The sequence below is a fragment of the Streptomyces sp. ISL-94 genome (genome assembly GCF_018614075.1).
Classification (GTDB): domain Bacteria; phylum Actinomycetota; class Actinomycetes; order Streptomycetales; family Streptomycetaceae; genus Streptomyces.
The window spans coordinates 1-11,147 of record NZ_JAGGOZ010000055.1 but is presented as its reverse complement, the minus strand read 5'-3'; the positions used below and the strand labels follow the sequence as shown (position 1 = coordinate 11,147).

11 protein-coding genes are annotated in these 11,147 nt (G+C 72.8%); 2 read left to right on the top strand and 9 right to left on the bottom strand.

Features of this window, described 5'->3' with window-relative positions:
- Nucleotides 1-108: 108 nt before the first annotated feature.
- The 9 genes from J7E94_RS18395 to J7E94_RS35740 all read right to left on the bottom strand — a co-directional run bounded on the left by J7E94_RS18395 (nucleotide 109) and on the right by J7E94_RS35740 (nucleotide 8,476).
- Nucleotides 109-765: an alanyl-tRNA editing protein gene (locus J7E94_RS18395; protein WP_215016688.1), complete on the bottom strand. Its 657-nt coding sequence runs from the start codon at nucleotides 763-765 to the stop codon at nucleotides 109-111.
- Nucleotides 766-844: 79 nt separating this feature from the next.
- On the bottom strand, nucleotides 845-1,681 hold the full coding sequence (locus tag J7E94_RS18390) for a 2OG-Fe(II) oxygenase (protein ID WP_215016687.1): 837 nt from the start codon (nucleotides 1,679-1,681) through the stop codon (nucleotides 845-847).
- Nucleotides 1,682-1,752: 71 nt separating this feature from the next.
- The gene (locus tag J7E94_RS18385) at nucleotides 1,753-3,009 is read right to left on the bottom strand and encodes an ATP-grasp domain-containing protein (protein ID WP_215016685.1); all 1,257 of its coding nucleotides are present in this window, start codon (nucleotides 3,007-3,009) and stop codon (nucleotides 1,753-1,755) included.
- Nucleotides 3,006-4,148 (bottom strand): FAD-binding oxidoreductase, encoded by a 1,143-nt coding sequence (locus J7E94_RS18380; protein WP_215016683.1) that lies wholly within the window; start codon nucleotides 4,146-4,148, stop codon nucleotides 3,006-3,008. The genes J7E94_RS18385 and J7E94_RS18380 overlap by 4 nt, the downstream gene beginning before the upstream one ends.
- Nucleotides 4,145-4,540: a cupin domain-containing protein gene (locus J7E94_RS35450; protein WP_215016681.1), complete on the bottom strand. Its 396-nt coding sequence runs from the start codon at nucleotides 4,538-4,540 to the stop codon at nucleotides 4,145-4,147. The genes J7E94_RS18380 and J7E94_RS35450 overlap by 4 nt, the downstream gene beginning before the upstream one ends.
- Nucleotides 4,537-5,916 (bottom strand): lysine N(6)-hydroxylase/L-ornithine N(5)-oxygenase family protein, encoded by a 1,380-nt coding sequence (locus tag J7E94_RS18370; protein WP_215016679.1) that lies wholly within the window; start codon nucleotides 5,914-5,916, stop codon nucleotides 4,537-4,539. The genes J7E94_RS35450 and J7E94_RS18370 overlap by 4 nt, the downstream gene beginning before the upstream one ends.
- A gap of 38 nt (nucleotides 5,917-5,954) precedes the next feature.
- Nucleotides 5,955-6,593, bottom strand: coding sequence for a LysE family translocator (locus J7E94_RS18365; protein WP_215016677.1), 639 nt, complete (start codon nucleotides 6,591-6,593; stop codon nucleotides 5,955-5,957).
- Nucleotides 6,590-6,904 carry a chorismate mutase gene (locus tag J7E94_RS18360; RefSeq protein WP_215016675.1) on the bottom strand — a complete coding sequence of 105 codons (315 nt, stop codon included), beginning with the start codon at nucleotides 6,902-6,904 and terminating at the stop codon, nucleotides 6,590-6,592. The genes J7E94_RS18365 and J7E94_RS18360 overlap by 4 nt, the downstream gene beginning before the upstream one ends.
- Before the next feature lie 129 nt (nucleotides 6,905-7,033).
- Nucleotides 7,034-8,476 carry an MFS transporter gene (locus J7E94_RS35740; RefSeq protein WP_308345267.1) on the bottom strand — a complete coding sequence of 481 codons (1,443 nt, stop codon included), beginning with the start codon at nucleotides 8,474-8,476 and terminating at the stop codon, nucleotides 7,034-7,036.
- Nucleotides 8,477-8,586: 110 nt separating this feature from the next.
- Here J7E94_RS35740 and J7E94_RS18350 point away from each other — a divergent pair, with 110 nt between their 5' ends.
- The gene (locus tag J7E94_RS18350) at nucleotides 8,587-9,582 is read left to right on the top strand and encodes an Lrp/AsnC family transcriptional regulator (protein WP_215016673.1); all 996 of its coding nucleotides are present in this window, start codon (nucleotides 8,587-8,589) and stop codon (nucleotides 9,580-9,582) included.
- 97 nt (nucleotides 9,583-9,679) lie between these two features.
- Complete coding sequence (locus J7E94_RS18345; RefSeq protein ID WP_215016671.1) at nucleotides 9,680-10,981, top strand: M20/M25/M40 family metallo-hydrolase; 1,302 nt, start codon at nucleotides 9,680-9,682, stop codon at nucleotides 10,979-10,981.
- Nucleotides 10,982-11,147: the final 166 nt, after the last annotated feature.

Here is an 11,147-nt window from a genome sequence, read left to right as displayed (position 1 = left end):
ATTCGTGACGGAAAGCGCTTCCAACGTGAACTCCCTGTCACTGCGGCCGCTTGACAAAAGCATTAGGAGGTGATCAGCCGGGGGTCAGCCAGTCGGTCTGACGGCGGGTCAGCCGGCGGGGCTGACGGTGAGCCGTACGGTGCCGCGCCCCTTGCCCTTGACCGTGACGGCGAGCGGACCGGTCTCGCCCGTCGAGCGGATGTGGGTTCCGCCGCATGGGATCGGCGGGTGCCCGGAGATGGCCCACTCCCAGCGCTCACCCTCGACATCGGTGGCGTACCGCTCGATGGGCAGGTCGGCCGCCACGAGGTCCGCGAGCCGAGCGGTGAGCGCTGCCGCGTCGGGGCGTTCGGACGCCTCCCAGGCCACGTCGAGCCGGGCCTTGTCGGGACTGATCTCGCCCCCGCGGTCCTGCTGTTCCGGCCCGTACTCGGCGGTGAGCGCGAGCCACAGCAGGTGCTGGGCGCTGTGCAGCCGCATCATCGGGTAGCGGCGCTCCCAGTCCACGCGGCCGGTGAGCAGGTCACCGACGGAGGGCGGGGCGCCGTTCCACTCCATCCCATGCACGACGCCCAGCCCGTCGGCGGACTTGATCGTGTCGAGCACACGGTGGCCGCCCAGGACGCCCTGGTCGCCCAGTTGCCCGCCGCCACGGGCGTAGAAGGCGGACGCGTCGAGTTCCAGAGTCTCCTCGCCGACGTGGACCACAGTGGCCTCGAAGTCACGCAGGTAGGGGTTCTCGCGATGCAGCAGGCGGGTGCGCACGGGATGTTCTTCCTTCGGATCGGGATGGGGCGGCGGGACGCCCGGGGGCCGGTTCGAGAACCGGCCCCCGGGCGTCACCTCAGGACCACAGGACGAGCTTGTTCTCCGTGGTGACACCGCAGAAGAACGCCAGCGAGAGGCGCCGCCCGGCGGTGTTGGGGTTGATGGCGTGATAGTTGCGCGAGTCGAACCAGACCGAGTCGCCCACCGTCGGCTTGACCAGGACGCGGGGCTCGGCGGCGGCGACCTTCTCGGCCCAGCCGTAGCCGATGCGCTCCTGCTCGTCGCTGGGCTTCCAGCGACGGCGGTAGACGACGAGCTCGCCGCCGTCCTCAGGAACGCTGATATAGCAGTTGAAGCCGAACTGGGCCACCAGTTCCTGGTCGATGACGCCGGGGAACTCCCGCATCAGCTCGTCGAAGTGCATCCGGGCGCCGCCGGTCAGCTCCCGGGCCATGCCGACGAAGAGTTCGCGCCCGTCGACGGTCGCGGGCCCGACGGGGCCCTGCCAGATGCGGCCCAGTTCCGCGATGAGCGTCTCCAGCGGGTCGTCCTCGCCCACGATCCGCTTCCACGTGGACCGGGACTGCTCGGCGTGCTCCCAGTACTCGGGCCGGATGGTGTCGTCGAGGTAGTAGTCGAAGACAGCCGGGCCGAACTTGGTCACCGGCGGGAAGATGCGGCGCTCGTCGTACGTGTCGAAGTCGGCGTTGTCCAGCGCGCTCATGAGCGCGGCGCAGCGCTCGGCCGGGAGGTGCCCGGGTATGCGGACCGCGGCCAGGGTTCCGGCCGCCAGCCGCACCAGGTCGGATCGGACGGGCGCGTTCCTGGACAACACGTCGAAGAGCGGGTCGATCTGCTGGATGACCTCGGTGTTCTCCGCAACGAGGGTGGCGTCGTGCAAGGTGCTGTGCATCAGTGCTCCTGTTGATGTCGTGCGAGCGAGAAGGTGAAGAAGGGCGGCACGGGCGCGGTCGCCGCGCCGACCTACGGAACGAGGGTCGTCCCGAGGCCGGCGGAGAGGTGGCGGGCCAGGTCCAGGGCGGACCGTGCGTCCTCGGCTGCGGTGACGAGGACGCCGCGCCGTGCCGCGGAATCGGTGAGGGGTGGAACGGTGTCGCCGGGGGCGAGTTGTGGGTCGGCGTGCAGCACACCGGGCAGACCGGCGATCCGGTCCCAGCCGTGCAGCGCCTCCACAGTGCCGGGCGGCGGAGTCGGGAAGAGGACGGCCGCGCCGCGCCCCGGCGCGGCCGGGTCGGGCGGCGTCAGGTCCGGCACGGGCAGGCCGAGCAGGTCGCGCAGGACGGCGTTGGAGACGTCCGCGTCCACGACGTGCTCGAGCATCAGGTGGATCCAGTCGCCGCCGAAGCGGGTGTGCACCTCGCCGAGGACCGGGCCGTCGGACGTCCACCAGCCCTCGACGTGGAAGACCCCGTGGCGCAGCCCCAGCGCGGTGACCGCGGCGGCGGCCTCCTGAGCGAGCCCCCGGTGGACCTCGGGGGCGACCGGGGCGGGCAGAGCGTGGGCCAGCTCCACGAAGAGCGGCGGTGGCGTGACGTGCTTGGCAGTGACGGCGAGGACGATGGGCCGGCCGCCCGTCAGCACGCCCTCGACGCTGAACTCGGGCCCGGAGACGTACTCCTCGATGAGGAACGGTCCGGCGTCCGGCAAGCCGGCCACCGCGCCGTCGAGCGACCCGGGCGTCTCCACGAGCGCGACACCGAGGCTGCCCATCGCGTCGCGGGGCTTGACGATCCAGGGACCCGGCCGCCCCGCCGCGAACTCCCGCGCCTGTCCCAGGTCATGGCACAACCGCACGGCGGGCTGTCGGAATCCGGCCGCGGCGAGAGCCACCCGGCAGCGGTCCTTGCGGCGCACGGTGGCGACCACCGCCGGGTCGTTACCCGGCAGGCCCAGGGCGTCGGCGAGGGCCGCCGCCCCCTCCTGGGCGTACTCGCGGGAGCTGAAGACCGCGCGCACGTTCCCGGCGGCGCCGGACCGCGCCCACCGCGCGCAGGTCTCGGGCCGTTCGTGGTCGAGGGCGGAGACCCGGTCGGCGAGGGCGGTGATGGCGGGCGCGGCGGCGAGCGCCTCGGGCAGGTCGGTGAGGTGGACGGCAAGGCCGAGGGCGTGGGCGGCGCGGATGGTGCGCCGGGTGGAGTCGGCTCCGTGGCCTCCGGCGGCGGCCCCGCCGACGAGCAGCAGGGCGGGGGCGTCCGTCGGCCGGAGCGGGTGCTCGGTCATGGGGTGGCTCCGGGGAGTGCGAGGGGGTGGTGGGCGCCGGCACCGTCGCGGGGCCGCGGGGGCGCGTCGAGCAGCCGTACGGCACGCTCGGCCAGGGCGGGGGCGAAACGGACGCCCGAGCCGGAGCCGCCGGTGATCCAGGCGAGGCCGGGGGCGCCGGCCGCCCGTCCGGTCACGGGCAGCCGGCCGGGGGCGTACGCGTCGGGGAAGCACCGGCCGCCGGTGACCTCGCCGACGAGCGAGGGCAGCCTGCGGGCGAGAACCCGGAGGCCCTCGGCCCGTTCGTCGTCGGGCAGTCCGGCGGCGGGGGCCTCGCCCTCGCCGAGCACGCGGCGGGCGGCGAAGCTCACCAACGGGACCTGCCCGGGCAGGACGAACAGGTCGTCGTCCAGGAACACGATCCCCGGGGTGCCGGGCCGGTCGGTCACCGAACCGGGGCGCAGGTGGAGGGCGGCGACCAGCTTGGCGGTGGTGGCGTGCGGCGGCGCCGGGGGCGCGCCGGGCGTCGAAACGACCCCGGGGGCCGCCCAGGGGCCGGTCGCGAGCAGGACCCGGCGGGTGCGCAGGACGGGCCCTCCCGCCGTTTCGGCGGCCCAGCCTTCGCCGTCTCGGCGTACGCGGGTGACGGTGGTGCGGGTCAGCACCTCGGGCGCGGGCACACCGGGCAGGGCGCCGCCGAGGACGGTCGCGATCCAGCCGGGTACGTCGAGGACCGTGCACCGGTCGCCCGCGTCCAGTACCGTCTCGCCGGCGCGCGTCCGCAGGCCGGGGTAGGCGGCGCGCAGCGCGGCCAGCCGGTGGCCGTCCGCAGTGGTGAGCGGGCCGCCGAGGAAGCGGCCCGTCACGTCGGCGGCGGTGTGCTCCGGCACCACGAAGACCATCGGCACGGTCCGCTGGAAGCCGGCGAGCGGAGCGGCGGCGAACAGCTCGCTCGCCGCGCTCATGAGCGCGCGGTGGGCGGCGTCGGGGGCGTACGGGACGATCAGGGCGGCGGAGTACGCGGTGATGCCGGCGCCGGGCTCGCCCCGGTCGACGAGGACGATCCTGGAGCCGGGTGCGCGGCGGGCGGCCGTCCAGGCGGCGGTGATCCCGGTGACGCCGCCGCCGACGATCAGCAGGTCGGCTCGGGGGGCGGTCATCTGGGCTCCCACCAGACGGCGAAGCCCACGAGTGGCCCGGGGCCCCGGCTGACGGCCTGGTGGCGTACCTCGGAGGGGATGAAGACGCTCTGTCCGGCGCGGACCCGGATGACGTCGTCGCCCATCCGCAGGTCGGCCTCGCCGGCCGAGACCAGCCACATCTCGTGCACGCGGTGGCTCTCGGCCGGTGTGCTCTCGCCCGGATCGAGGCTCCACCAGTTCACCTTGACGGGCACCTCGGGGCCGCCGGGGAAGCGGTCCGGCAGGACGAACTCCAGCAAGGTGGTGCCGTCGCCGTCGAGTTGCAGCTCGGCGCCGAGCACTCCGGTGCGGGGCAGGTGGGCGATGTCCTCGGCGGTTCGCGCGCGGAGGACATGGGGGGTGGTGATCACGGGAGGGGGACTCCTTTCGCCGCGGCGAGCGGGGAAGGCCGATGGAGCGCGGGGGCGGGTCCGCCGTCGGCGGGGTGCGGTCCGAAGGCGAAGGTGGTGTCGAAGCCCTGGGTCCTGAACGCCTCGCGGCCGGTGAGGGAGTTGAGGATGGTGGCGCTGCGCCAGGTCGAGAGGCTGAGGTTGGGGTCGGCGAGGCCGTGGCTGTGGCGGGCGGCGTTCTGCACCCAGATGCCGCCCGTGCCGACGAGCGACCTGGGTTCCGCGGCTCCTGCGGTCGGCATGTCGAGGCGGAAGTCGGCGCGGACCCGGAACGTGCCGTCGTCGTGGCGGGGCAGTTCGGGCAGGAGGGGGGCGAGGAATCCGGGGGCGTCGTTCGCGTACCCGGTGGCGAGGATGACGGTGTCCACAGCGGCCGGGCGCTCGTCCCCGGGCTCGATCCCGGAGAGCAGGGCCTCGTAGCCAGGCTCGCGCCGGCCGAGCTGGACGAGCCGGTAGCCGGGCAGGACGGCGTGGCCGAAGGCGGTGTCCTCCAGGTAGTCCAGCTCGTACAGGCGGTGGTAGATGTCGGCGAGCAGGCCCTCGCTGACGCCGTCGCTCGTGGACTGGAGCGTGTCGAGCAGCCGGGCGCGAACCTTGGGTCCGGCACGGTGGAAATGCCGTACCCCGCCGGGGGTGAACCAGTCGTTGCTGAAGGGGGAGTCGTCGAGCGGCGGCAAGCCGATCCGGCCGGTCGCCCACACCAGTTCGGAGGGCAGCGCGCCGGGAGCGGAGAGCAGGTGGTGCACGATCTCGGCGGCGCTCTGGCCGCCACCGACCACCAGCACCCGGGCTCCTGCCGTACGGCGTGGGGCCTTGAGGTAGTCGTGGGCGTGGAAGACGTCGGCGCCGAGAAACCGCCGTGTGTGCGGGGGGACATGAGGGTGTCGACCGACGCCCAGCACGAGGTTGCGCGTCCTCCAGGTGGCGTCGGCGGTGTGGACGTGGAAGCCCTCAGGGGCGCGCTCGACGGCGCGGACCTCTTGGCCGAAGTGGACCGAACCGATCCGGTCGGCGGCCCAGGCGTAGTACTGCTCGAACTCCTTGCGGTTGACCGCGCTGCGGGAGCTGACCAGGAAGCGGTGGACGCGCCCGCTGGACACCAGGTAGTTGAGGAAGGAGTGCGGATTCGTCGGGGAGGAGAGGCTGACGAGGTCCTTCCAGGGCGAGACCTGGAGCTTCGCGCCCGGGAACATGAGGCCGGGGTGCCAGTGCATCGCGGTGTCGCGCTCCAGCACGGCGAGGCGGAGGCCGGGAATCTCGGTGGCGAGGGCGGCGAGGCTGAGGTTGGAAGGGCCGCAACCCACGGCTAAGACGTCGTACAAAGGTTGTGCGGGCACGTTTCTCCCCTCCAGCTCGGGGGTTGGATGGATGGTGGTCAGGAGGTCAGGACGATGACGAGCGCGAGGGCGATGAGGACCAGGCCGGTTGCGATGTTGAGGGCGCGCCGGGCGGCGGGGCGGTGGAAGGCGGCCTGGAAGGCGCCGACGGCGAGGGAGACCGCGCTGAACCAGACGAGCACCATGAGGACGGTAATGACACCGAGCACCGACTTGTCCGCCCACGTCGAGTGGTCCGTCAGGAACTGCGGGAGCAGCGCGACGAGGAACACGATCGACTTCGGGTTGAGCACGTTGGTGATGAGGCCCTGCCGGAAGGCGGCCCGGCGGACGCCGCTCTCCCCGTCCCCGGTGTCGGCGTCCTGGAGACCGCCGCCGTCCGTCGCGCGGGCCGCGAGCAGGGAACGTACGCCGAGGTAACAGAGGTAGGCGGCGCCGGCCAGCGTGATCGCTCGGAAGACGGTGGGCGAGGCGGCGAGCGCGGCGCCGACGCCCACGACGGCCGCGGCGGTGTTGACCGCCATGCCCGCGGCGACACCTGCCGCCGCCCCCAGGCCTGCGAGCCGCCCCCTAAGCGCCGCGAAACGGCTGACCAGGGCGAAGTCGGGGCCCGGTGACATCGCTCCGAGCAGGGCCACGCCGGCGTAGGACGCGACCACTTCGGGACCGATCGTCATGCGCGGCGCTCCCCGGCGACATCGGCGGCACTCTGCCCGGCGGCCTGCAGAGTGCCGCGGCAGGTGGTGAGCAGGAGGTGGGCCAGGGCGGTGCCGGCGGAGCCGAGGCGGTCGGTGTAGTGGGCGATGACCTCGTTCTCCCGGTTGAGCTGGGTGCGCGGTCCACCGCCGGCGAGACGGATCTGCTGAATGCTGTGGGAGTGCTCGCGCCGCTCGGCCACGAGAGCGCTGATCTCGCTGTCGATGGTGTCGATACGGGAGCGCAGGGCGGCGATGTCGTCAGTTGTCTTGGTGGCGAGGTCGAGAGGCATGGCGTCTCCGGTGCTGAGGGGCGGTCAGAGGAGGGAAAGTGCGCGTGCGAGGAGGGCGTACGGAGGGTGGGGCCGGGCAAGTGCGCCGCGGGCGCCCGCCGGGCACGTACGCCGCGGGCGCCTCGGGCCTCAGGCCCCGGGGCGGCGGTCGACCGGCAGGGCCGGGGCGGGCCGGTCGGGAGCGAGACGGAAGCGGGCGACGAGGAAGGTGACCACGCACAGCAGGGTGATGTAGGCGGGGAAGGCCATATCGGGGGCGTGCTCGGTGGCCCAGAGGCTGACGTAGGGCGCGGTGCCGCCGAAGGCCGCGACGGTCGCCGCGTAGGGCAGCCCGATGCCGGTGCCCCGGGCGCCCTGCGGGAAGAGTTCCGCCATCACCAGGGCGGCGGTGGCGCCGTAACCGCTGAAGAGAATCAGTCCGGCGATCTCCGCGGCGAGCAGGCCGCCGAAGGAGACTCCGGCGAGGGCGTGGAGCGGGACGCAGGTGACGGCGAATCCGCCGGCGAAGGCCATGACCATGCGCCGTGGCCCGATCCGGTCGGCGAGTGCGCCGGCGGCCGGCAACGCGATCAGCAGGACCAACTGGGCGAGCGTGGTGGCGAGCAGCGCGCGGCCCCGGCTGACGCCCGCCTCCGCCGCGGCGTGGGCGGGCAGCCCGATGATCCAGGTGTAGTAGACGACGGTGGCGCCCGCGGTGATGCCGCACAGGGTGACGACGGACCGCGCGTTGCGCCTCAGCGGCGCCAACAGGTGGTCGCGCGACGCCGCGCGCCGGGCTTCCTGGCCGAGTGTCTCGTCCATGCCGCGCCGCAGCACGGCGAGCAGCAGGGCCGCGACGCCGCCGACCAGGAACGGAACACGCCATCCCCAGGAGCCCATCGCCTCCCCGTCCAGCACGAGGGCGAGCAGCGCGCCGAGCCCCGCGGCGAGGAGCGTGCCCATCAAGTTGCCGATGTAGAGGAAGCTGGAGTAGAGCCCCTTGCGTCCCGTGGGAGCGGACTCCACGAGATAGGCTGCCGCCGCCGCGAACTCGCCTCCGGCGGAGAGGCCCTGGGCCAGTCGAGCCACCACCAGGAGGATGGGTGCGAGGGCACCGATCGTGCCGTGGTCTGGGGTCAGCCCGATGACGAGACTGCCCGCCGCCATCAGCGCGATCGACAGGAGCATGGCCGTGCGCCGGCCGCGCCGGTCGCTGATCGCCCCCATCACCAGGCCGCCGACCGGCCGGGCCACGAAGCCCACCGCGAACACCGCCAGCGAGGACAGCAATGCCGTGCCAGCGCTCCCCGAGACGAAGAACCTCGTCGCGAAGAACGGCGCCATCAGCGCGTAGACGTTCCAGTCGTACCACTCCAGGGCGTTGCCCACGGTCGCGGCGACGAGATTGCGCCTGCCGGGAGCGGCCGGGGCGGCCGGGGTACCGGGCGCGGGGGTCGCTAATGAGCCGTCGGTGCCCGCCGGATCGCCCCCCTTGCCGCGAGCCTCGCTTGCCTTCGTCGAGCCGGACCCCCCAGGACCGTCGTTCGCCGGCCCCTGAGGAATGCCGACTCCCACGTGCGCCACCCGTTCCACCGGTTCCCCCTTCACCACGGTGTGCGATGCGTCGGTAACTTTGGCATCGATGCATCAAATCGTCAAGGGGGTAGCATTCCCTGCATGCTTTCGACGTTATGGAGACGCTTATGACGAATGCTGACGCCACTGATGGCATGGACCGACGGATCGCCTCGGCCCTCCAACTCCACGGCCGAGCCCCCTGGGATCACATTGCCCAGGTTCTCGGCCTCTCCGAGCGCACCGCCGCGCGCCGTGGCCAGCGACTCCTCGAGGCGGGTCTGGTCCGCGTGGTCGGACTGCTCGACACCCAGCTGATCGGCCGTCCTGCGCCGGTGCTGCTCCGGCTGCGCGGGGGAACCGGCCACGGCCGGGAGATCGCGGAAAGCCTCTGCCGGCTCACCGAGACCCGGACGGTGATGGCGCTCCTCGGCTCCTTCGACCACTTCGTGGAGGTCATCCCCGATAGCAACGACTCGTTGCGCGCCCTGCTCTTCGACGGGCTGCCCCCGCAGGTGCGCAGTTCCTCCTCCCATCCGGTGCTGCGCTTCTACACCGGCAGCCACGAGTGGAACGTCGGCACGCTCACCGCCGCCGAGGGCGCCGCCCTGCGGCAGCCGTCCCGGGCACCCTTCGGCGCCCGGCGCGGCGAGGTGGAACTGCATCCGGACGAACTGCGGATGGCCGCGCTCCTCGCCCAGGACGGCCGGATGTCGACGACGCGGCTGGCCGCCGAACTCGGCGTCAGCCAGGCCACCGCCTCACGCAAGCTCGCCTCGCTCCTCGATCAGCAGGTCATCCGGATCCGCGGGGACGTCGCCCCCTTGCTCTTCGGGCTCTCCACCGAGGCGCTGCTGTGGCTGAACGTCGCCTACCGCCACCTGGACGCCGTCGGACGCACGCTCTCGGAGCGGCCCGAGGTGATGACGCTCGTCTCGATCACCGGCGACTACCAGATCTGCGCTCATGTCGCGCTCCGCGACCACGCCCACCTCCAGGACTTCCTCACCGGTGTCGTGGGCGGCCTGGACGGTGTGGGCGAGACCGACGTGACCGTCCTGCTGGAAGTCTTCAAGCGCGGTGGTTTCGACGTGTCCGGGACGGGAGCCGGGGCCGCCCCATGAGCCCTTGACCGCCTTCCCCGCAGAAGCGCCCTCAGCCGGAGCCCGACCGCACCGGGCTCCCGGATCCTCCCGATGAATGACCCGAAGGGGAACGGACATGGCCACCACCGAGGAGACCTTCACCGCCTCGCGCGTCGTGCAGTACTGCTCCGACCTGATACGCCTGGACACCACGGTCGGCAGTCGGCCCGAGCGGGAGGCGGCCGAGTACGTCGCCGAGCGGCTCGCCGCGGTAGGCCTGGAGCCGCTGATGCTGGAGGGCGCCCCGGGCCGCACCAACGTGGTGGTCCGAGTGCCGGGCCGGGAGCCGGGACTGCCCCCGCTGCTCGTGCACAGCCATCTGGACGTGGTACCGGCCGATCCCTCCGGCTGGACGGTGCACCCGTTCTCCGGCGAGGTGAAGGACGGTTACGTGTGGGGTCGCGGCGCCGTGGACATGAAGGACATGGTCGCGATGATCCTCGACGCCGTGACGGCGATGCGGGCGGCCGGCCGAGCACCACGCCGTGACGTGGTGCTCGCCTTCGTCGCGGACGAGGAGGACGGCGGCACGCACGGCGCGGCCTGGCTGATGGAGCGCCACCCGGACCTCCTCGCGGACTGCGACGTGGCGATCGGCGAGGTCGGCGGCTTCAGCGTGCCGACCCCCACCGGATCCTTCTACCTGCTGGAGACGGCCCAGAAGGGCGCCTTCACACTGGAGTTGACCGCGAACGGGCTGGCCGGGCACGGCTCGATGCTCAACGACCGCAATGCCGTCCAGGTCCTCGCCCGCACCGTCTCGGCCATCGCCGACCACCCGTTCCCCCTCCGGCTGACGCCCACGACACGGGAGTTCCTCGACCGGCTGGGGGAGGCGTTCGGCCTAAGCGATACGACGGACGACCCGGAGAGCGCGCTCGCCGCCGTCGGGGAGGTCGGCAGGATCATCGGGGCGACATTGCGCCACACCGCCACCCCGGTGGCCCTGCGTGCCGGCGGAGCCCCCAACGTCATACCGGCGCACGCCCACGCCCGTATCGACTGTCGCAGCGTTCCCGGCCACGAGGAGGAGTTCCTGGCCGAACTGCGGCGGCTCATCCCCTCGGAGGTCACGTCGCGTGTCGTGCCGCGCGGAGACGGCCACGAGAACACCCTCGACGGCGACCTCGGCAACGCGATCTCCGCCGCGCTCCTGGCCGAGGACCACACCGCCCGCCTCGTCCCGTTCTGCATGTCCTCCGCGACCGACGCCCGCCACTTCTCCCGGCTCGGCATCCGCTGCTTCGGCTTCGTCCCGCTGCGGCTGCCGCCCGGGGGGGACTTCGTGTCGATGTTCCACGGCACCGACGAACGCGTTGCCGTGGACTCTCTGACCTTCGGCGCCCGGGTGCTGCACAGCTTCCTCTCCACCTACTGACCTGGGAGGAGGGGAGTTGACGGGGGTCAATCGGCCCAGCCGTAGTCGTGTCGCGGGTGCGTCGGAGCCTGCACAGGTTCCGGTCGGGGGCTGGGCACCGAGTCGCGGTGGACGGAGTACGGGACGGTCCTGAGTACCAGGTCAGCGCAATGCCGGTGAGTTAGCG